Annotated in this window: 19 protein-coding genes and 1 riboswitch; of the genes, 12 read left to right on the forward strand and 7 right to left on the reverse strand. The window is 72.4% G+C overall.

Translation table 11 applies throughout. The annotated features are described in order from the left end of the window. Positions 1-81: 81 nt before the first annotated feature. From ABGA98_RS14250 to ABGA98_RS14265, 4 genes are read left to right on the forward strand one after another with little or no spacing between them, the layout of a single operon-like run. The gene (locus ABGA98_RS14250; RefSeq protein WP_347618723.1) at positions 82-1,836 is read left to right on the forward strand and encodes an ATP-binding protein; all 1,755 of its coding nucleotides are present in this window, start codon (positions 82-84) and stop codon (positions 1,834-1,836) included. 14 nt (positions 1,837-1,850) lie between these two features. Continuing rightward, on the forward strand, positions 1,851-2,990 hold the full coding sequence (locus ABGA98_RS14255; protein ID WP_347618724.1) for an exonuclease SbcCD subunit D: 1,140 nt from the start codon (positions 1,851-1,853) through the stop codon (positions 2,988-2,990). After that, entirely contained in the window at positions 2,990-5,410 is a 2,421-nt protein-coding gene (locus ABGA98_RS14260) for an SMC family ATPase (protein WP_347618725.1), read from the forward strand. The genes ABGA98_RS14255 and ABGA98_RS14260 overlap by 1 nt, the downstream gene beginning before the upstream one ends. Beyond that, positions 5,407-6,351: a hypothetical protein gene (locus tag ABGA98_RS14265; protein ID WP_347618726.1), complete on the forward strand. Its 945-nt coding sequence runs from the start codon at positions 5,407-5,409 to the stop codon at positions 6,349-6,351. The genes ABGA98_RS14260 and ABGA98_RS14265 overlap by 4 nt, the downstream gene beginning before the upstream one ends. A gap of 71 nt (positions 6,352-6,422) precedes the next feature. Here ABGA98_RS14265 and ABGA98_RS14270 read toward each other — a convergent pair whose 3' ends face one another. The 3 genes from ABGA98_RS14270 to ABGA98_RS14280 all read right to left on the reverse strand — a co-directional run bounded on the left by ABGA98_RS14270 (position 6,423) and on the right by ABGA98_RS14280 (position 10,154). Beyond that, positions 6,423-6,845: a VOC family protein gene (locus ABGA98_RS14270; protein ID WP_347618727.1), complete on the reverse strand. Its 423-nt coding sequence runs from the start codon at positions 6,843-6,845 to the stop codon at positions 6,423-6,425. 79 nt (positions 6,846-6,924) lie between these two features. Further along, a complete protein-coding gene (locus ABGA98_RS14275; protein ID WP_347618728.1) occupies positions 6,925-8,538 on the reverse strand; it encodes a protein kinase in 1,614 nt (537 codons plus the stop codon). Then, positions 8,535-10,154 (reverse strand): protein kinase, encoded by a 1,620-nt coding sequence (locus ABGA98_RS14280; protein ID WP_347618729.1) that lies wholly within the window; start codon positions 10,152-10,154, stop codon positions 8,535-8,537. The genes ABGA98_RS14275 and ABGA98_RS14280 overlap by 4 nt, the downstream gene beginning before the upstream one ends. A gap of 520 nt (positions 10,155-10,674) precedes the next feature. Between ABGA98_RS14280 and ABGA98_RS14285 the strand changes: the two genes are divergently transcribed. After that, entirely contained in the window at positions 10,675-11,049 is a 375-nt protein-coding gene (locus tag ABGA98_RS14285; RefSeq protein WP_347618730.1) for a hypothetical protein, read from the forward strand. A gap of 104 nt (positions 11,050-11,153) precedes the next feature. Here the strand turns inward: ABGA98_RS14285 and ABGA98_RS14290 are convergent, their stop codons facing one another. Both ABGA98_RS14290 and ABGA98_RS14295 read right to left on the reverse strand, forming a co-directional pair. Beyond that, positions 11,154-12,362 (reverse strand): HAMP domain-containing sensor histidine kinase, encoded by a 1,209-nt coding sequence (locus tag ABGA98_RS14290; protein ID WP_347618731.1) that lies wholly within the window; start codon positions 12,360-12,362, stop codon positions 11,154-11,156. Beyond that, positions 12,359-13,015, reverse strand: a complete 657-nt coding sequence (locus ABGA98_RS14295; protein ID WP_347618732.1) for a response regulator transcription factor — start codon at positions 13,013-13,015, stop codon at positions 12,359-12,361. Before ABGA98_RS14295 ends, ABGA98_RS14290 begins: the two co-directional genes overlap by 4 nt. Positions 13,016-13,163: 148 nt before the next feature. Between ABGA98_RS14295 and ABGA98_RS14300 the strand changes: the two genes are divergently transcribed. Genes ABGA98_RS14300 through ABGA98_RS14315 form a run of 4 tightly spaced genes read left to right on the forward strand, consistent with a single transcriptional unit; the run spans position 13,164 to position 16,787 of the window. Then, on the forward strand, positions 13,164-13,697 hold the full coding sequence (locus tag ABGA98_RS14300) for a hypothetical protein (RefSeq protein ID WP_347618733.1): 534 nt from the start codon (positions 13,164-13,166) through the stop codon (positions 13,695-13,697). Beyond that, a complete protein-coding gene (locus ABGA98_RS14305) occupies positions 13,697-14,845 on the forward strand; it encodes a peptidoglycan-binding protein (RefSeq protein ID WP_347618734.1) in 1,149 nt (382 codons plus the stop codon). The genes ABGA98_RS14300 and ABGA98_RS14305 overlap by 1 nt, the downstream gene beginning before the upstream one ends. An 8-nt stretch (positions 14,846-14,853) precedes the next feature. Continuing rightward, positions 14,854-15,567 (forward strand): ABC transporter ATP-binding protein, encoded by a 714-nt coding sequence (locus ABGA98_RS14310; protein WP_347618735.1) that lies wholly within the window; start codon positions 14,854-14,856, stop codon positions 15,565-15,567. Further along, positions 15,567-16,787, forward strand: coding sequence for an ABC transporter permease (locus ABGA98_RS14315; RefSeq protein ID WP_347618736.1), 1,221 nt, complete (start codon positions 15,567-15,569; stop codon positions 16,785-16,787). The genes ABGA98_RS14310 and ABGA98_RS14315 overlap by 1 nt, the downstream gene beginning before the upstream one ends. A gap of 87 nt (positions 16,788-16,874) precedes the next feature. Here the strand turns inward: ABGA98_RS14315 and ABGA98_RS14320 are convergent, their stop codons facing one another. Then, a complete protein-coding gene (locus tag ABGA98_RS14320; RefSeq protein ID WP_347618737.1) occupies positions 16,875-17,387 on the reverse strand; it encodes a VOC family protein in 513 nt (170 codons plus the stop codon). Positions 17,388-17,482: 95 nt separating this feature from the next. Beyond that, positions 17,483-18,469: a rod shape-determining protein gene (locus ABGA98_RS14325; RefSeq protein ID WP_347618738.1), complete on the reverse strand. Its 987-nt coding sequence runs from the start codon at positions 18,467-18,469 to the stop codon at positions 17,483-17,485. A 123-nt stretch (positions 18,470-18,592) separates the two neighbouring features. Here ABGA98_RS14325 and ABGA98_RS14330 point away from each other — a divergent pair, with 123 nt between their 5' ends. The 3 genes from ABGA98_RS14330 (at position 18,593) to ABGA98_RS14340 (ending at position 20,441) form a co-directional block, all read left to right on the forward strand. After that, the gene (locus ABGA98_RS14330) at positions 18,593-19,162 is read left to right on the forward strand and encodes a class I SAM-dependent methyltransferase (protein ID WP_347618739.1); all 570 of its coding nucleotides are present in this window, start codon (positions 18,593-18,595) and stop codon (positions 19,160-19,162) included. 75 nt (positions 19,163-19,237) lie between these two features. Beyond that, positions 19,238-19,438 carry a DUF5302 domain-containing protein gene (locus tag ABGA98_RS14335; protein WP_132601313.1) on the forward strand — a complete coding sequence of 67 codons (201 nt, stop codon included), beginning with the start codon at positions 19,238-19,240 and terminating at the stop codon, positions 19,436-19,438. A gap of 163 nt (positions 19,439-19,601) precedes the next feature. Next, positions 19,602-19,736: riboswitch (cyclic di-AMP (ydaO/yuaA leader) on the forward strand. Between the two features lie 177 nt (positions 19,737-19,913). Beyond that, positions 19,914-20,441 carry a hypothetical protein gene (locus ABGA98_RS14340; protein ID WP_347618740.1) on the forward strand — a complete coding sequence of 176 codons (528 nt, stop codon included), beginning with the start codon at positions 19,914-19,916 and terminating at the stop codon, positions 20,439-20,441. The last annotated feature ends 26 nt before the right edge of the window (positions 20,442-20,467 follow it).

A 20,467-nucleotide genomic window follows, 5' to 3' on the forward strand; every position in this document is an offset into this window, starting at 1 on the left:
CGGGACGCCCGATGAGCGGGACGCACAGGTCGACCCCTACTACGCTCCCATGGAAGGGCATCATTGGGGGCGGAGGGATTCGTGACGGTCAACGGGGCGAGCCAGGCGGTGGAGGAGGCCGCACCCGCGGCGGGAGACGCGGTCGGGCGGGTGCTCGGCACCCAGGCGGCCTCGCCGCTGTCGTTCTGGGTGGGCCTGGAGCCGGGCAAGGTCGTCCAGCTCGACGACGTGGTGGTGACCAGGCGCGACGTGCCCGGCTACGGCCCGGTGCTGGTCGCGGGCGTGGTGACGACCGTCGAGGCCCGGCACGAGGGCGCCGCCTACGACTCCGACGTCTTCCTCATCGCCGACGGCGCATTGCCCGCGGCCGTGGTCGAGGTGGCCGAGGTGCGGGTGACCAGGGTCGAGCCCGAGGTGTTCGTGCCGCCGCTGCCCGGCGCCAAGGTCCATCTCGCCGGGTCCGACGACCGCGAGCAGGCGCTCTACTTCGACGTGATGGACCGGCGCATCCCGATCGGGATGGGGCGCGACGGCCGGCCGATGTACGCCAACTTCGACTTCCTCGACGGCACCCGCGGCGCCCACGTGTCGATCTCCGGGGTGTCCGGCGTGGCCACCAAGACCTCCTTCGCCACGTTCCTGCTCTACTCGATCTTCAACTCGGGCGTCCTCGACGCCGAGTCGGCCAACACCAAGGCGCTGATCTTCTCCGTCAAGGGGGAGGACCTGCTCTTCCTCGACCACGACAACCTCCGGCTCGACGACGACGCCCGCGCCGTCTACGCCCGGCTCGGGCTGCCCGCGCGCCCGTTCGGCAGCGTGCACGTCTTCGCCCCGCCGCGCCCCGGCGACGCCAACGGCGTGCCCCACGTCTCGGCCCGCACCCAGGGCGTGAGTTCCTTCTACTGGACGCTGGTCGAGTTCTGCGAGGAGGAGCTGCTGCGGTTCGTCTTCGCCGACGCCGACGACGAGCGGGCCGGCTACTCGCTGCTGGTCGGGCAGGTCGCGGCCCGGCTGAAGGCGTGGGCGGAGCCGGTGGGCGACGGCGGCGCCGTCATGGTGCAGGGCACCGCCGCCCGCACGTTCGCCGACCTGGTCGAGCTGCTGTCCGACCAGTTGCAGGACGAGGGCACGCGCCAGCAGTGGACCGGCGCGCAGACCCCGCTCGGCACCGTCAACGCCTTCCTGCGCCGGCTGCGCAGCGCGGTGCGCCCGCTGTCGCCGATCGTCCGCGGCGACCTGCCGTTCTACCGCAACCACACCGTCAGCACCTCCGACGCCCAGGTCTCGATCGTCGACCTGCACAACCTGCCGGAGCGGGCGCAGCGGTTCGTCGTGGGCGTGGTGCTGCGCGGCGAGTTCCAGCGCAAGGAATCGTCCGGCACCGCGAAGCCCCTGCTGTTCGTGGTGCTCGACGAGCTGAACAAGTACGCGCCGCGCGAGGGCGACTCCCCGATCAAGGAGATCCTGCTCGACGTGGCCGAGCGGGGGCGCTCGCTCGGCGTCATCCTCATCGGCGCCCAGCAGACGGCCTCCGAGGTGGAGCGCCGCATCGTCTCCAACAGCGCCGTACGCGTCGCGGGCCGGCTCGACCCGGCCGAGGCCGCCAGGTCGGAGTACGGCTGGCTGCCCCCGGCCGTCCGCGAGCGCGCCACGATCGCCAAGCCCGGCACCATGTTCGTCGCCCAGCCGGAGATCCCCGTGCCGCTGGCCGTCGCCTTCCCCTTCCCCGCGTGGGCGACCCGGCCCGCGGAGGCGGCGGCCCCGGCCGCGAAGGCCTCAGGGGATCCGTTCCAGGGGCTGCCCGGCGTCGAAGAAGACATCCCGCCCTTCTGATCACAGGTGATGACGTGAAGATCCTGCACACCGCGGACTGGCACGTGGGCAAGGTGCTCAAGGGCCGTTCCCGCCTCGACGAGCACCGCGCCGTGCTGCGCGAGCTGGTCGCCGCCGCCCGCGACCACGACGTGGACGCCGTCATCGTGGCCGGCGACCTCTTCGACACCTCCGCGCCCACGCCCGAGGCGCAGGCGCTGGTGCTGAACGCGCTCATGGCCCTGCGCGGCGACGGCCGCGACGTGGTGGTGCTGGCCGGCAACCACGACAACCCGCAGCTGCTGGAGGTCTACCGGCCGGTGCTCGGCAAGCTGGGCCTGCACGTCATCGGCAGCTTCCGCCGCCCCGACGCGGGCGGCACGCTGGCCTTCACCGCCCGCTCGGGCGAGCCGGTGCGGCTGGCCGTGCTGCCCTTCCTGTCGCACCGCTACGTCGTACGCGCCGCCGAGGTGCTGGCCGGCACGGCCGCCGAGCACAACCGCGACTACGCCGCCCGCATCTCCGAACTGATCGGCGCGCTGACGGCCGGCTTCCACGGCGACACCGTCAACCTGGTCACCACCCACGGCACGCTGCCCGGCGGCGCGTTCGGCGGCGGGGAGCGGCAGGCCCAGTCGATCTTCTCCTACTACTTCGAGCCGACCGCCTTCCCGCCGTCCACCCAGTACGCCGCCCTCGGCCACCTGCACCGCCGCCAGCAGATCCCGGGGCCGTGCCCGATCTGGTACAGCGGCTCGCCCCTCGCCGTCGACTTCGGCGAGGAGGGCAACACCCCCGGCGCGCTGCTGGTGGAGGTCTCGCCCGGCCGCCCGGCCGTGGTGCGGGAGCTGGCCTTCGGCTCGGCCCGCAGGCTGCGTACGGTGCGCGGCACGCTGGACCAGCTGGAGGGCCTGGAACAGGGCGACGACTGGCTCAAGGTGATCGTCGAGGAGAAACCCCGCGTGGGACTGGCCGACGACGTCCGCGAGCTGCTTCCGGGGGCCGTCGACGTCATGCTGGACGAACGGTTCAGGCCGGTGCCGGCCACGCGCAGGACCGGCTCGGCCGACCGTGGCGCCCGCGAGTTGTTCCGCGAATATCTCACCGCCACCGGACGGCACGACGAGCAGGTGGCCGCGCTGTTCGACCGGCTGCACGACGAGGTGACCAGCTGATGCGCCCGCTGCTGCTCCAGCTCGACCACTTCGGCAGCTTCCGCGAGCCGGTGAGCGTCGACTTCTCCGACACCGAGTATTTCGCGCTGGTCGGCCCGACCGGCGCGGGCAAGAGCACGATCATCGACGCGATCTGCTTCGCCCTCTACGGCACCGTGCCGCGCTGGGGCAAGGAGAACGTCATCGCCCACGCCCTGGCGCCCTCGGTGTCCTCGGGGAAGGTGGCGCTGGTCTTCGAGAGCGGCGGCCGGCGCTACGGCGTGGTCAGGGCGATGGTGCGCGACAGCAAGGGCGCGGTGCGTACCAAAGAGGCCAGGATCGACGAGCTCGACCCATCGGCCCCGCTCGACCAGGCCTACGACGCCGTGATCAAGCCCCTGGCCGAGGGCGAGAACGTCACCCCCGAGGCGCAGCGGGTGACCGGGCTGGAATACCGGTTCTTCACCCAGTGCGTGGTGCTGCCGCAGGGCCGCTTCGCGGAGTTCCTGCACGCCGCGCCCCGCGAGCGGCAGGACCTCCTGGTGCAGCTGCTCGACGCCGACGTCTACGAGCTCATCAGGCAGCGGGCCGTGCAGGAGGAGGAACAGGCCAAACGCGACGCCGCCTTCGCCCGCGACCAGCTCGGCAAGCTGTCGGGCGCCACGGCGGAGGCCGAGCAGGAGCTGGCCGACCGGCTGGCGGCGCTGCGGCGCCTGGCCGAGACCATCGGCGCCGACCTCGACCTGCTGCGGGCCCGCGAGGCCGACATCCGGCGGGCCGAGCAGGAGCGCGCCGCCGTGGCCGAACGCCGGTCGGTGCTGGCGTCGCTGCGGATGCCGGACGCGGTGCCGACGCTGGCCTCGGCCCGGCGGGCCGCCGCCGAGTCGGTGGAGGCGCTGGCCGCCGAGGTCGCGACGCTGGAGGCCGACGACCACGAGGCGTACGAAGCGCTGGCCGCGCTCGGCGACCGCGGGGCGCCCCGGGCGGCGCTGGCCGCCCTGGACGCCCGCGAACGGCACGCCGCGCAGGCCGCCCGCGCCCGCGCGGAGGCGGCGGCCGCGGCGGAGCCGCTGCCTGGCCTGGCCGCCGAACGAAGGGCCGCGGAGCAGGCGCTGGCCGCCGCCGAGACCCAGCGCGAACGCCTGCGCGACGCCCACGCCGCCGCCCACCTCGCGCCCCGGCTGGCCGTGGGCGAGCCCTGCCCGGTCTGCCGGCACCCGGTCGCCGAGCTGCCCCGCCACGAGCCGCCCGCCGACATCCGCACCGCCGACCGCGCCCTCGCCGGAGCCCGCGACCGGGCCGAGCGCGCCACATCCGCCCACGCCAGAGCCGAGGCGTCGGCGTCGATGCTGGCCGGGCAGGCCGACCGGCTGGAGTCCGAGCTCGCCGCGCTGCCCGAGCCCGGCGACCGGGCCGAGCTCGAAGGGCGGCTGGCCGCGATCGGCAAGGCCGAGGAGGTCGCGGCCCAGGCCCGCAACGCCTTCCGCGCCGCCAGGGGCAGGCTCGACCGCGCCCGCAAGGAGGCCGAGCAGGTCGAGCGGCAGGCCGAGTCCGCCTGGCGTACCCTCGAGTCCGCCCGCGACCGGCTGCTCGTCTCCGGCGGGCACGACGACCCGCCGCCGCCGCTCACCCGCGACGACCTGCACCGGGCCTGGACCGACCTGCTCGGCTGGCGCGACCGGGCCGCGCGGGCCGCCCAGGCGGCGCTCGCGGCCTGCGACGAGCAGCTCGCCCAGGCGGGCGACACCCTGGCACGCGAGCGCCGCAAGCTGTCGGAACGCCTGGCCGAGCACGGCGTCGTCCCGCCCCGCGACGCCTCGCCCGACCAGCTCGGCGCGGCCGTCGCGGGCGCCGCCGCGCGCGTGGAGAGCGCGCTCGACCGCGTCAGGGACGACCGCAGACGCGCCGCCGACCTGGAGGAGCAGATCACCAGGAAGGAGCACGAGGCCAAGGTCGCCCACGAGCTGGCCCTGCGCCTGCGCGCCAACGCCTTCGAACGATGGTTGTGCGCCGAGGCCCTGGCGGTCCTGGTCGCGTCGGCGTCCGAGACGCTCCGCGAGCTGTCCGACGGCCAGTACGAGCTAACGCTCAGCGACAAGACCGGCGACATCGAGGTCGTCGACTTCGGCGAGGCGGGCATGCGGCGCAGCGCCCGTACGCTCTCCGGCGGAGAGACCTTCCAGGCCGCGCTCGCGCTGGCCCTGGCGCTGTCCGGGGCGGTCGCCAGAGGGCTCGACTCGATCTTCCTCGACGAGGGCTTCGGCACGCTCGACCCCGCCACCCTCGACACGGTGGCCACCACCCTCGAACGCCTGGCCGCCGGCCAGGACCGCATGATCGGCGTCGTCACCCACGTCCCCGCGCTGGCCGAGCGGGTGCCGGTACGCTTCGAAGTCAGGCGCGACGCCAAGGGCTCCCACGTGCGGAAGGCGGCCACGTGACCGGTTTCACCGTCGACCCGTGGGATCCCGGCTACGCCGCGGCCCTCGCCGTCGAGGCCCTGTCCGAGCTGGGCTCCACCAGCGCCGAGCTGGTGCTCGACGTCGAACGCCCGGCCGCCGACTGGAAACCCGTCACGCCGGGGCCCGACGCCGACCCGCCGCGCACCCTGCTGGTCGCCGACGGCGTCCGCAGGATCGACGCCCGCGTGTGGGTGCACGACCCCGGCTCGCCGATGCCCGTGCCCGGCATCGCCGCCTCCTACGCCGCGGGCATCGTCAGGTGCGAGCAGGACGGCGCCGACCTGGCGGAGATCCAGGTCAACCGTACGCTGATCTCCGCGTCGCCGGACACTCCTGAGGTGAAGACCGGCCACGCCCTCTACCGCCCGAGCAAGGCCGCCGACTCCAGCTTCGAGGAGCTGTCGCTGGCGCTGCAGCGCCAGGTCACCCAGCTGGAGGTCGACCTCGCCGTCCGGCACCGGTCGGCGAGCGACGACCTGCTGCTGGTGGACGGGCCGCTGCGGGGGCGCACCCACCTGCCGCGCACGGTCGGCTACATCAAGACCCACCACACCGCCTACCTGCCGTCGCCTCAGTCGGCGGTGGTCGCCGCGCTCGCGCCGGGGCAGCGTACGCCGGTGTTCCTCATGGGCACGAGCTGGCGGCGGCACGCCTGGTACGTACGCCTGCCCGTCAGATCGACCGCCCCCTGGGCGGGCGTGGCGCGCTGCGAGGCCGGCGCCGACCTGGACCCCGCGCAGGTGGTGCGGCTCGCCGACGCGCTCACCCTGGCCCTGCCACCGCTGGCCGGGGTCGACTACAAGGACCCGCGCGCGCCTCAGAACCTGGTGCCGATCGGCGGCCTGGAGAAGCTGCTCCGCCACCACCTGGGCGACGCGCGCCTGCTCTACCGCGCGCTGCGCAACGCCGCCCGCGGTTAGCGCCCGCCCTCAGCCGGCCGCTCAGCCCTGGTCGCTCAGCCGGTCGCTCAGCCGGTCGCTCAGTCGGCCGCTCAGTCGGCCGCGAACACCTGCGCGTCGTCGGCGAACGCCTTGAACTCCAGGGCGTTGCCCGCCGGGTCGAGCAGGAACATCGTCCACTGCTCGCCGGGCAGCCCCTCGAACCGCAGGTACGGCTCGATGACGAAGGCGGTGCCCGCGGCGCGGAACCGGTCCGCCAGCTCCTGAAATTCCGGAATTGTCAGGATCAGCCCGAAGTGCGGGACCGGCACGTCGTGGCCGTCCACCGGGTTGTGCACCCGCTCCGAACGCGCGGGCGCCAGGTGCGTGACGAACTGGTGGCCATGCAGGTTCCAGTCGATCCAGGTGCCGGAGCTGCGGCCCTGGGCACAGCCGATGAGCTCGCCGTAGAAGTGGCGGGCCTTGTCCAGGTCGTCGACGGGCACGGCCAGGTGGAAGCGGGGAATCATGGGCATCGGGAACGCCTGCCTTCCGATAGTGGCACGATCACACGCCCACCCTGCCCCTCCGCCGCCCCTCGACGCCAGCGCCCGCCTACCAGCCCTCGTCGAAATCGCAGATCTTCACCGTGGCGCTCTGTCTGGTGCGCGTCGGCTCGAAGACCTCGAAGACGACGCTGTACGTGCCTTCCTTCTTCCACACGATCGACGGCAGAAGCGGCTTCGACGACGCGTTGCCCACCTTCGCGCCCTGGCTCCGGCCGTTGAGCAGCCACCGGTAACTGTAGGAGCCGGTCGCCGACACCTTCGCCCAGATGTTCATGTCGTAGCGCCAGCAGTCTCCGATCCGGATGCCCTCGTAGTCGAACGACACCGAGGTCACCCCGCCCGCCTGCCTCGTCCTGGTGGGTTGCGCGGTGGTGGGCCGGGCGGACGGCTTCGGCGTGGTCCTCGTGCTCTTCGCAGGCGCCGGCGTGGTCCGGGTCCTGGTGGGTTTGGGGGTCTTCCTGCCGGGGCGTCGGCCGGCCGACGGGTCCAGCGGCCTGGGCGACTGCTTCGTGTCCGCGACCGTACGCGAGCCGGTGGGGGAGGAGGGCGCGGCGACGGTGGCGGTGGCGGCGCCGGCGTCGCCGGGCGGCGTGGGAAGCCAGACCCAGGCGGCCGCCAGCCCGCCCGTCACGACCAGCGCGGTCGCACCGGCGAGAAGGGCCATGCCGAGCCGGTTACGGGACACCGGGCGGGTGGGACCGGTCCGGCCGTGCAACCCCTCCGGTGACGGCCACCCGCGCCCTCCCGCCGGAAACGGCGCGACCGGCGGACCACCAGCAAAGGGAGCCTGGGCCGGGCCGCCGGGGAAGGGAGCTTGGGCCGGGCCGCCGGGGAAAGGAGCCGGGGACGGCATCGGGCCGCCGCCGGGAGGGTGCCGGTCGTCAGGGGCGGACGCCCTGGCCTGGGGCCGGCCGCTGATGAGCTGGAACAGTACGTCCTGCATGGCCGGCCTGGCGGCCGGATCCTTGGCCAGGCAGCCGTACACGATCGAGCGCAGCGGTTCGGGCACGTCACCGAGGTTCGGCTCGTCGTACTGGATCCTTCTGAGCACCGCGGGCAGCGAGTCGTTGCCGAACGGCGGCGCGCCCGTGGCGGCGTACACGATGACCGAACCCCAGGCGAACACGTCGGCGGCGGGCCCGGCGACCGCGCCGAGGAACTGCTCGGGCGCCATGTACGCGGGCGTCCCCACGATGCTGCTGGTACGCGTCACCGCGGCGTCCATCGCACGGGCGATGCCGAAGTCGATGACGCGCGGGCCGTCCCGTCCGAGCAGGACGTTCGCCGGTTTGAAGTCGCGGTGCACGACGCCGGCCCGGTGGATGGCGGCCAGCGCGGTGGCCGTGGCGACCGCCAGCCGCTGCAGGTCGGCCCCCGTGTGGAGGCCGGCCCGCTGGAGCGAGGGCCCTTCGACGTACTCGGTCACGATGTACGGCCGCGCGCCCAGCGAGGCGTCCAGCACCTGCGCGATGCAGAACGGCTCCACCCGCCGCGCCGCCGCGATCTCCTTGGCGAAGCGGCCGTCGCCCGGCACGCCCTCGCGCAGCACCTTGATGGCGACCTGCGTCCCGTCGGGGGCCGTGCCGAGGTAGACCACTCCCTGGCCGCCCTCGCCGAGCGGCCTGACGACCCGGTACGGGCCGATGGCCTCCGGCGTCACCAGGTTTCCAGCGCGCAGACGCTGAACGACATGCTCTTCCGCGCCGAGGACGGCGAGCTGACCTTCAGGGTCACGGTGTGGCGTCCCGCGGGCAGGTTCCACTGCCTGGCGGTCACGAACGCGGTGTAGTCGTCCTCGGGCACCCAGGACTTGCCGCTTTCCTTGGTTTTGCCGTCGACCAGCCACGCGTAGGAGACCCACACCTCGCGCCTGGTCGACTCCACGTAAGTCTGGACGTGCACCGGCGGCATGTAGCAGCCTCCGGACTCTGACTGGCCGGGGCCGCCCATCAGCTCGAGCGCGAGAATGCTGGCCGTGGCGTTCGTGACCGGCCTCTTGGTGGTACGGGTGCGGGACGGCGTCGGCCGCGCCGTGGTCCGCTCGGGCGTCGCCGTGGGCGTGTGCTTGGGAGTGCCGGCGGGCTTGGTGGTACGGCGGGCGGGAGGCTTGGTCTTCTTGGGGGTGCGCTTCGGGGTGGTCGACGGCGTGGGCTTCGCGGTGGGGGTGGTGATGCTGGGGGAGGGCGCGGCGACCGGCTTCTTCTCCTGCGTACCCCATCCCGGGGCGATCCAGATGATCCCGCCGATCAGCGCCGCCACGACAACACCCGAGACACCCGCCACCAAGGGCACCACCAGCCCTCTACGGCCGCCAGTCCTCCCCACGCCGGGCCCGCCCGCGTGCCGCCCGTTCGGAGGCAGAGGACCGCTCCCAGGCCGGCCGGCTCCCGGCATGTGTGCTGGACCGGTTCCCGGTACGTGTGCTGGACCGGTTCCCGGCGCGTGCGGGGGCAGGTGCATCGGGCCGGAGCCGCCCGCGTGCGGCACGGGCGGGTTGTTCCCGCTCAGCAGCCGCAGCAGCACCTCCCGCATGGTCGGCCGGGCCCGCGGATCCTTGGCCAGGCAGTCGTACACGACCGAGCGCAGCGGATGCGGCAGGTCGCCGAGCTGCGGCTCGTTGTTCAGGATCCGGTTGATGATCGCGGGCAGCGTGTCCTGCCCGAACGGCGGCGTGTCCGTGGCCGCCCACACCATCACCGACGCCCAGGCGAACACGTCCGCCGGCGGCCCCACCGGCTGTCCCGCCAGCTGCTCGGGCGCCATGTACGCGGGCGTCCCCACGATGCCGCTGGTGTGGGTGGCCGCGTCGTCCATGGCGCGGGCGATGCCGAAGTCGATGACGCGGGGGCCGCCTGGGCCGAGCAGCACGTTCGCGGGCTTGAAGTCGCGGTGCACGACGCCCGCCGCGTGGATGGCGGCCAGCGCGGTGGCCGTGGCGACCGCCAGCCGTTGCAGATCGGCCCCGGCGTGCCGGCCGGCCTCGTGTAGCGAGGGGCCCTCAACGTACTCCGTCACGATGTACGGCTGCCGCCCCAGCGAGGCGTCCAGCACCTGCGCGATGCAGAACGGCTCCACCCGCCGCGCGTTCTCGATCTCCTTGGCGAACCTGTCGTCGAACCCGGCCCTCGAACGCAGCACCTTGACCGCCACCCGCGTGCCGTCAGGCGCCTGCCCGAGGTAGACGGTCCCCTGGCCGCCCGAGCCCAGCCGGCCGAGCAAGCGGTATGTCCCTACCGCCGTCGGGTCGTCCTCCCGCAGCGGTTCGACGTGCGCCATGAGAGAAATGACTCCTGAGACGGGGGCAGTAGATCTTTACGTACGATACCCACACGAAAGAAGTTTTGTAGCGATGTTACTGGCCTGTAGGAAATCGCCGCCGCAGCCAGGAAACTCGGTCGCGGATCCGCGTACGGGCGCCTATCGTGACAGCGCCGTACACGGACCAAGGAGGCCCGCCATGCACCGCGACGAGATGTCCTTTTGAGCCCACCAGCAAGCGCCGCCGGGGGTTCCCTCTAGCGAGACGCACGTCAAGCGCGGCGACCGGCGCGTCGGCCGCGACAAGGAGCTGATCGAGAAGCTCGGCGGCAAGGACCCGTGCCCCTGCGGCTCAGGGCGGCGCTTTCCGCCGCTGCTGCCGTCCGACCGGCCGCTATGACGACACGCTCGGCGACTACTACGTCCGCGACCGCCCGTAGAACCGCCGCAGGTGTTGTCCAGCCTTCACCGGCGAACCCCCGCCCCGCCCTCACCGCCCCGTGCTCCTGACGGCCGCCACGTTGATCGCGCCGGCGGTGTGGCGGGTCCGGGGAGAGCCCGCCGCCGTCCAAGATTCCGTGCCGGAGCCCCGCTGGGGGGCGGCTCGTGCTCGGGCTGGGACCTGAAGGAGCACCCCACCGGCAAGAACAGCGTAGGCCTGTACATCTCCAAGCGGCGCGGCGTGGCCGTGATCTTCGCCCCGAAGGGGGTCAGGACACCGGAGGGCATCGGCATCGGCTCCACGACGAAGCAGGTCAAGAAGGCATACCCGCGCTGGAAGACCGCCGCGAGCGGCTTCCTCCTCGCCGCCGTGCCGGGCAACAAGAAGGCCTACTACGCCTTCATCGCCTCGAAGAAGGGCACGGTCAAGGAGTTGGCGTTCGGGCTGAACACGCAGGAGTGCGTCAACTGAACAGAGCTCTCGCCGTCGGGGGCGTGGCCACGTACGACATCGTCACCGTCGAGCCGGGCGGGCTGCACGCCGATCTGCGCGCTGCCGGCACCGGCGCGCACGAGCTAGGCGCGGGGGCGGGGGAGGGAGGCGATCACGACCAGGCCGCCGCCGTCGCGCGGCCGCGCCCGCACCTCGCCACCGTGCGCGAGCGCCACCGACCGCACGATCGACAGGCCCAGCCCGGCGCTCTTCCCCGTGACCGTCCGTTCGGTCCCGAGCCGGTGGAAGGGCTTGAAGAGCAGGGGGACGTCGTACGGCGGCACGCTCGGCCCGGTGTTGCTGACCTCCACCTCGACCTTCCCGTCCGACACGGTACGGCTCACCACCCGCACCCATCCGGTGCCGTCGTCGAGGTTGTACCGGATGCCGTTCTCCACGAGGTTGTGCACGAGCCGTTCGAGCAGCAGCGCGTCGCCGGTGGTGGGGGCCTGCTCGGCGACCTCGTACATGGCGACCTTGGCTTCGAAGGCGTCGGACGAGGTGTGGGCGACCACGTGGGTCACCACGTCGGCCAGGTCGACCGGCGACCGGTCCGCGATGTGCTGGTCCGATCTGGCCAGCAGCAGCAGTCCGGAGATGAGGCGTTCGTGGCGGGCGTTGATCTCCAGCAGGCTCTCGCCCAGTTCCTTGACGTCGGGCGTGGCCGTACGCCGGTGCATGGCCAGCTCGACCAGGGCCCGGTTCAGGGTCAGGGGGGTGCGCAGCTCGTGGGAGGCGTTCGCGACGAACCTGCGCTGCCCGTCGAAGGAGTGGTCGAGCCGCTCGACCATGGTGTCGAAGGTGTCGGCGAGCTCCTTGACCTCGTCGTCGGGCCCGTCCAGGGAGATCCGTTCGTGCAGGCCGCGTTCGGCCATCGGGGCGGCGGCGATCCTGCGCGCCGTGGCGGTCACCTGGTGCAGCGGCGCCAGCACCCGGCCCGCCACCACCCATCCGAGCACCACTGCGGCGGACCCGACCACGATCAGCGCGATGACTCCCTGGGTGATCAGCGACGTGACGGCGACGCTGCGCAACTCCATCTCCTGCTGCTCTGCGAACTCCCTCGCGGCCTCGCCCGAGAGTTCGACCCCGTCGCGGAGAACGAAGGTTTTCTTGAGCTTGCCGGGCTCCGGCGCGAACCGGCTCTCGAAGTACTGGCTGAGCTGCTGGTTGAACAGGAGATAGGTGACGCCGAGCAGCGTCAGCCCGGCGACCATGAACAGGGCGCCGTAGACGAGGGTGAGCCGCAGCCGGAGCGTCGGCTGCGGGCGTGGCAGGCGCGAGAAGATCATGCGATGCGATACCCCACTCCGGGCACGGTCTCCACGACCGGCGGGTCGGCGAGCTTGCGGCGCAGCTTCAGGATGGTGAGCCGGACCGCGCCGGTGAAGGGGTCGGCGTGCTCGTCCCACGCCTTCTCCAGCAGCTGCTCGGCCGAGACGACGGCCCCGTTCGCCCGCATCAGCTCGGCCAGGACGGCGAACTCCTTCTTCGACAGCGGCACGAACCGCCCCTTCCGGTACACCTCCCGCCGCGCCGGGTCCAGCGTGATCCCGGCTCGTCGCAGCACGGGCGGCGTCGCGGGGCGGGAGCGCCGGCCCAGCGCCAGCACGCGGGCGGCCAGCTCGGGGAAGGCGAACGGTTTCGGTAAGTAGTCGTCGGCGCCGATGGACAGCCCGGTCACCCGGTCGTCGAGCTGCGCGGCGGCCGTCAGCATCAGCACCCGCGCGTCGGATTCCGACGCCACGAGTTGCTTGCACACGTCGTCGCCGTGCACGCGCGGCAGGTCGCGGTCCAGCACGACGACGTCGTAGTCGTTGACCGCGATCCGCTCCAGCGCGCTCTCGCCGTCGTGCGCAAGGTCGACCGCGTGGGTCTCGTCCCGCAGCCATTCGGCGATCGCGTCGGCGAGGATGCGCTCGTCTTCCACCACCAGCACTCGCATGGCGTGTCCAAGCCCCTTTCATCCGCTTACCGAGGCCGATTGTGGCGCAGGAGATATTCGCTCGAAGTAAGCCGAAATGGAAACGGTGAGGAAACAGCCGGCTCTGTTGCATCTCCCTTCGACGACAGTTCGACGGAGGAGAGTTTCGATGCGAGGACGAGTCCTCAGCGCGCTGGCCGTGGCGCCGGTCGCGTTCACCCTGTTCCTGACCGGATGCGGGTCCGACAGCAGCGGTTCCGATGTGGCGTCGGTGAGCGGCGGCACCGGCAACCAGGCAGCGGCCACCGGCAAGCCCAGCGTGGATCCGCAGGAGCAGGGCCTCAAGTTCGCGCAGTGCATGCGCGAGAACGGCGTGGACGTCCCCGACCCGGAGCCGGGCAAGGGCGTCAGGATGAAGATGGAAGTGAAGGGCCCGGAGGATCGGGAGCGGATCGAGAAGGCCCAGGAGGCCTGCAAGGAGTTCGCTCCGAGCGGGCAGAAGTCGGGCCAGGGCGACCCCAAGATGGGCGAGAACCTGCGCAAGCTCGCGCAGTGCATGCGTGACAACGGCGTCGAGAACTACCCCGACCCCGAGGGCGGCATGATGCGCATCACGGGCGAGGTCGGCAAGGACCCCGACTTCAAGGACGCGCAGGCCAAGTGCCAGAAGGAGTCCGCCGACGCCGGTATGGGAGATTCCTGATGACTCCGGCGACGGACCGGGCCACGCCCCTCGACGGGAAGGCGGAGCCCGGCGCGACGCCCGCCCGCCGCCGACGTGGCGGGCGGGGCAAGCTGGTCGCCGGCCTGCTGGTCGCCGTGGCCGTCGCCGGCGGCGGGCTGATCGCGGTGAACGGCGCCGGCCTGCTGGACGGGAAGGCCGGGCCGACGCAGCCGGCCGGCGCGCTGCCCCCGGCCACCACCGAGGTGACCGAGCAGACCCTGAACGACACCAGGGACGCCGACGGCGAGCTGGGCTACGGCCCTGTGACCACGGCGGTGAGCAGGAGACCGGGCACGATCACCTGGCTGCCCGACAGCGGCCGGCAGGTCACCCGCGGCAAGTCCCTCTACCGGGTCGACAACGAGCCGGTCATGCTCATGTACGGCAAGACGCCCGCGTACCGCGACCTGAAGGCCGGCCTGGAGGGCGACGACGTCGAGGCGCTGGAAAGCAACCTCAGCAAGCTCGGCTACGACGGCTTCACCGTCGACGACGAGTACACCTACGACACGGCCGAGGCCGTCATGGAGTGGCAGGAGGATCGAGGGCTGGACGAGACCGGCGTGGTCGAGCTGGGCCGGATCGTCTTCGCGCCCGGCAAGGTGCGGGTGGAGAGCCTGGAGACCGAGGAGGGCCAGCCGACCGCGCCCGGGCAGAAGGTGCTGACCTACACCGGCACGTCCAAGGTGATCACGGTCGAGCTGGACGCCGAGGACCAGCGGATGGCCAAGAAGGGCTCCAAGGTGGAGGTCACGCTGCCTGACGGCAAGAGCGTGGACGGCAAGGTGACCGAGGTCGCCACCGTCATCCAGCCCGGAGAGAGCCAGGACGCCGAGCCGGAGACCCGGCTGGAGGCGCTCGTCTCGATCGGCGACTCGAAGGCCGCCAAGGGTCTCGACAAGGCGGCGGTGGACGTGACGTTCACGGCCTCCAAGCGCGAGGACGTCCTGACCGTGCCGGTCGCGGCGCTCGTGGCGCTGCAGGAGGGCGGGTTCGGCCTCGAGGTCATCGAGGGAGGCCGGTCCCGGTACGTCGCGGTGGAGACGGGGTTGTTCGCCGGAGGCCGGGTCGAGGTCAGCGGCGACGGGCTCGCCGAGGGCATGACCGTGGGGATGCCGACGTCATGACGTACCCCATGATCGAACTCACGGACGTGTCCAGGACCTATCCCGGCGGCGTGGCGGCGCTGCGGTCGGTGTCGCTGCGGATCCGGCACGGCGAGCTGGCCGCCATCGTCGGGCCGTCGGGTTCGGGGAAGTCGACCATGCTCAACGTCGTCGGCACCCTCGACCGGCCCACCTCGGGGACCGTCCACATCGACGGTTACGACGTCTCGACGTTGTCGGACGGGCAGCTGTCGGCGCTGCGGGCCACCACGATCGGCTTCGTCTTCCAGTCGTTCCACCTCGCCGCGAAGATCCCCGCGCTGGACAACGTGGCCGACGGGCTCGTTTACACGGGCCTGAGCAGGCAGGAGCGGCGCCGCCGCGCGGCGGCCGCGCTGGAGCGGGTGGGGCTGGGGCACCGGATGGACCACGAGCCGCACGAGTTGTCCGGCGGTGAACGGCAGCGCGTGGCCATCGCCAGGGCCGTGGCGGGCGACCCGCCGCTGGTGCTGGCCGACGAACCCACCGGGGCGCTGGACTCGGTGTCGGGAACGGGGGTGATGGAATTGCTGCACGAGCTGAACGCGAGCGGCACGACCATCCTGATCATCACGCACGACCGGGAGATCGCGGCCGGCCTGCCCAGGCAGGTGCGGATGCGCGACGGCCGGATCGTCTCCGACTCCGCCGCCGCCCCGCACGGCGAGCCCTGGCCCCGGCACGCCGGATCAGGGGTGGCGTGATGGCGGGCATCGAGGTGGCGCGGCTCAAGCCGTCGCCGGCCAGGATGCGGCCGGGCGACGTCCTGCGGGTGGGCGCGGTCGGGTTGCGCACGCGACCGCTGCGGGCGTTCCTGTCGGCGCTGGGCATCGCGATCGGCATCGCCGCCATGGTCGGCGTCGTCGGGCTCTCGTCCTCGTCGGGCGCCGAACTCGACCGTACGCTGTCGGCGCTCGGAACCAACCTGCTCACCGTGTCGTCGGGCACCACACTCATGGGCGAGGCGGCGCAGATGCCGAAGGACGCGGAGATGATGATCGAACGCATCGGCCCCGTCGAGCGGGCGTCGTCGGTCGGGAAGGTCTCCGAGGCCAAGGTGTACCGGTCGGAGCAGATCCCCGAGGCACAGACGGGCGGCATCAGCGCGTACGCCGCGAGCCTCGACCTGCCCGCCACGGTGGGCGCGACCCTGAGCAGCGGCACCTGGCTGAACGCGGCCACCGAACGTTACCCCGCCGCCGTGCTCGGCTCCGTCACCGCCCAGCGGCTCGGCATCGGCGCCGCGGGAGCGGACACCCAGATCGTCGTCGGCGGCGTGCGGTTCACGGTCGTCGGCATCCTGAACCCGGTGGCGCTCGCCACCGACCTGGACAGCGGTGTCCTGATCGGCTGGCCGGTGGCGGAGTCGAGGCTGGACTTCGACGGTCACCCGACCACGCTCTACACCCGGTCGGAGGAGGCCAAGCTGGAGTCGGTACGGCAGGTGCTGGCCGGCACGGCCAACCCCGAGGCGCCGAACGAGGTGGACGTCTCGCGCCCGTCCGACGCGCTGGCCGCCAAGCAGGCGACGAGCCAGGCGTTCGCCAACCTCCTGCTGGGCGTCGGCGCGGTGGCCCTGCTCGTCGGCGGCGTCGGCGTGGCCAACACCATGGTCATCTCGGTGCTGGAACGCCGTGCGGAGATCGGCCTGCGGCGGTCCCTGGGCGCCACGCGCGGCCAGATCCGCACGCAGTTCCTCGCCGAGTCGCTGCTGCTGTCCGCGATGGGCGGGAGCGGCGGGATCCTGCTCGGCATGGGCGTCACCATGGGGTACGCGCTCTACAGCGGCTGGCCGTCCGTGGTGCCGGCCTGGGCCACGGTGGGCGGCCTGGTGGCCACCCTGCTCATCGGCGCCGTGGCCGGCCTCTACCCGGCCATCCGCGCCTCCCGGCTGTCACCGACGGAGGCCCTGTCCACCCCGTGACCTGCCCATCCCTGTGAGAGGCCGGCACGGCTGGAGCGGCGTTCACCGGAGGGCCGGGCACGGCGCGGGTGGCGGGGCCGGCGCGCGTCAGGGGCGCCAGCGGCGCAGCCCGGTGTCCTGCTCGTACGGCTGCGCGTCCGGGTAGGTGACCAGCTCCACCACGCTGCCCCAGGGGGTGCGGCAGTGGACGAACCGGTTGCGCCCGCCCGACTCCGGTCCCGGCAGCGGCACCGGCTCGCCCATCGGCGACCCGCCGGCCTCGGTCACCCGCTGGACCGCCGCGTCCACGTCGTCCACGTACAGGGCGACGTGCTGCCACCCCAGATCGCACATGAGGACCGGGTCGGCCTGCCGCGGCCCGCCGAACTCGAACAGCTCGATCCCGGGCCCGTTGGGCAGCCGCAGCATGCGGATCGCCACCTCGACCGTTCCCTGGGGCACCCCGAGGCGCCGCTCGACCGCCCATCCTCCCTTCGGTCCCCGCTCCTTGGGCAGGGTGTCGTAGAGCACCTCGGCCCCGAACGCGCGGGCGAAGAACTTCGTCGCCTCGTCGAGGTCGGGCACCGTCACCCCGACGTGGTCGATGCCGTGCACGGTCATGGACTGTCTCCCCTCACCGCCGCCGGGCCGCTGCCGATCCGTCGTCGAGCCATCGTCGTCCTGCCGTCGTCGCGCCGTCCTCTCTCGCGCCGGCGTCACCGGCCGCGGAGCTTGGAGATCAGCCCCAGGTCCTCCGCGCAGCGGCCGAGCCCGAGCGCCACGGACTCCAGCGGCCGTTCCGCCCTGCTCACCGGAATGCCCAGCGCCGCCCGCAACCGCCGGCCGAGCCCGCGCAGCAGCGCGCCGCCGCCCACCACCACCGCGCCGCGGTCGGCGAGATCCACGGAGATCTCGGGCGGGCACTGTTCGACGGTCTCGATCGCGGCCCGCACGATGGACTCGATCGGCTGCCTGGTCGCCTCGTAGATCCGCTGCACGGGCAGCGGCACCGAGCGCTCGCGGCCGGTGTCGCTCTCGCGTCCGCGCACCGTGACCTGCCGGTACAGCGGCTTCCACGCGGTGCCGGCGCGCCGCTTGGCCGACTCGGCCTCCTCCTCGTCGAGTTGCAGGCCGTGGTCGCGTTCGACCTGGCGGATGATGGCCCGGTTCATGCCGTCGCCTCCGCCGGGGACCGTGGCGGCCGCGACCACGGAGCCGTGGGAGAGCACGGCGATCCGGGTGGTGTCGCGCCCGACGTCGATCACCATGCGCCCGGCGGAGTCCCTGACCGGCAGGCCCACGCCCAGCGCCGCCGCCAGCGCGTGCGGGATCAGCAGGATCCCCCTGGCCTCCGCCTCGAACGCGATGTCGCGCAGCGCCGCGCGCTCGATCGGGGTGGAGTTGTTCGGCAGCGCCAGCACGACGCGCGGCCTGGAGAACGGATGCCCGTGCACCTTGCGCAGGAAGTATCTGATCAGGTGCCGGGCGAGTTCGTCGTCGACCGGGAGGCCGCCGCTGACCGGCCAGCGTGTCTCTCCCCGCTCGCCCTGGGCGGCCTCGGCGCCGTATCCGACGACCCGGCCCGTGCGGCTGTCCAGCATGACGGCGGAGGGTTCGTCGAGCACGATGCCCTTGCCCTTGACGTAGATCCGGGTGCTCGCGGCACCCAGATCCATCGCCAGGTCATGACCGAGCACGTTCATCGCGGCACGTCCATCGTGGCGCCTGGGGCGTCGACCAACATGCGGGGTGTATTTCCTGGGGCACTCCAACACAACACCAGGAACCGAACGGTCTCCCTTTACCCGGCGGCGTACGATTCGGTCGTGCTCGACTACGATCTCGAAGCCGCACATTACGACGAGACCCGTGGCGGTCTGCCGCGGGCCGAGGCCGCCGCCGCGGCCGTGCGCGCTCTGCTGCCCGGGGGCACGCTGCTCGACGTCGCGTGCGGCACCGGGCTGGTGAGCAGGGAACTGGCCGGGCGCGGCCTGCGGGTGCTCGGCGTGGACGCCTCCGCCGGCATGGCGCGGGTCGCCGCGGGGCGCGTGCACGTGGTCCTGGGTGACGGCCGCGCGTTACCCGTACGCGACGGGTCGGTCGACGCGGTCACCACGATCTGGCTGCTGCACCTGCTCGACGACGCCCGTCCGGTGATCGCCGAGGCCGCGCGCGTGGTGCGGCCGGGCGGGATGTACGTCACGACGGTCGACAAGCGCGCCGCCCACGGGTCCGGAGGCCGGCGCCGTCCCGCCGACGACCGGGAGCTGGTCGTGTCGGAGGCGGCCCGGCACGGTCTGCGCCAGGCCGGTGAGAGCACGTTCGTGGGTCACGGGCAGGGGCGGGACGGGCCGGACCCGGTGTTCCGGCTGCTGGCGTTCACCCGCGACGGGTGACAGGGCGAGGTCGGTTTCGCATCGAAAGCGACGCCGTGCGAAGCTGTGGTTGTCCCCAACACCATGGAGGTCCTCATGGCGGAATCACCGGAGCCGGAAGTCAGCGAAACTCCCGAGGACGAGATGAAGCGCAAGTTCCGCGAAGCGCTGGAGCGCAAGCGCAACCAGCACGCGGGCTCTGGCGCTGGTGGCAGGGGCGTCGACCCATCGAAGATCCACGGGGCGCACGGCCCGGCTGCGAGTAAGAGATCGTTCAGGCGCAAGAGCGGCGGCTGAGCCGGAAGGAACTGAGGGGGTACGGCATGCCGTACCCCCTTTTGTATTCCCGCGTCAGGTAGATCTTTGCCCGGTTAATGGCGAATCGTTTGCGTATGTCCGATTCGCTGCTAGAGTTGCCGCCATTACCAGCCGGTGACCTGGCCCTTACCCAAGAGAGGGCCTCCGGCTGGCGCCGAATCCCGACCCGATCGGGAACCGGGGACCCACCTCACTGGGGTGAATCCGGCTCGCGCCGGTAGGGCATCTCCACGCCCGAACCCGTCAGCTAACCCGGCAGGTGTGATGGAGAGGACATAACGCATGTATTACCGCGTCGTACCCCCGAATCGCGTCGTGCCGGCCGCCGCCTGAGCGGCCCGCCTTCCCCCCTTTCTTTGCCTCGCCCGATGTAGTCGCTCGGGCGTGCCGCAGCGCCGTGCCCTCCTGCCGGCGTGCCTCCCCCTCGTCCCCTCGCGAAGGACTTCACTTTTTCATGTCTCCCCTGTTCAGCCTGCGTTCCCTTGTCCTGCTCACCGCCTCCGCCGTCGGCTCGATGAGCGTCGCCTGCACGGCGGCACACGCCGATCCAGGGTCCGAGAAGAAGGCCCTGTACAAGGGCTCCACCACGGCGTCGTACTTCTGGGACGACGGCTCGGGCAGGGCCGGCGACACCGGCCTGCCCGCCAGCGGCAAGCCGATGCAGAAAGGCATGGCCGCCAGCCCGAGCTGGCCGTTGCTGACCGAGGGGTACGTGATCTACAAGGGCAAGAAGATGCCCTTCTTCGTCGGGGACAGAGGGCCGGGGGAGCCCTCCAGCCGCGGCATCATGCTGGATCTCGACGCCAAGACGTTCGCCGACCTGACCGGCGGCACCTTCAACCCCCGCACGCTGATGGTCAACGGCAACGGCGGCAAGGGGCACATCGAGATCGACTACGTCATCACCAAGTGGGGTGACGGCCTGGGCAAGAAGGGGCGGCCGGTGCCCTTCTCGACCGGCGCCTACGCCCGGCGAGGCTGACTTTACGAACGCGGCGCCAGAATGAC

The sequence above is a fragment of the Nonomuraea sp. B1E8 genome (genome assembly GCF_039871515.1).
GTDB lineage: Bacteria > Actinomycetota > Actinomycetes > Streptosporangiales > Streptosporangiaceae > Nonomuraea.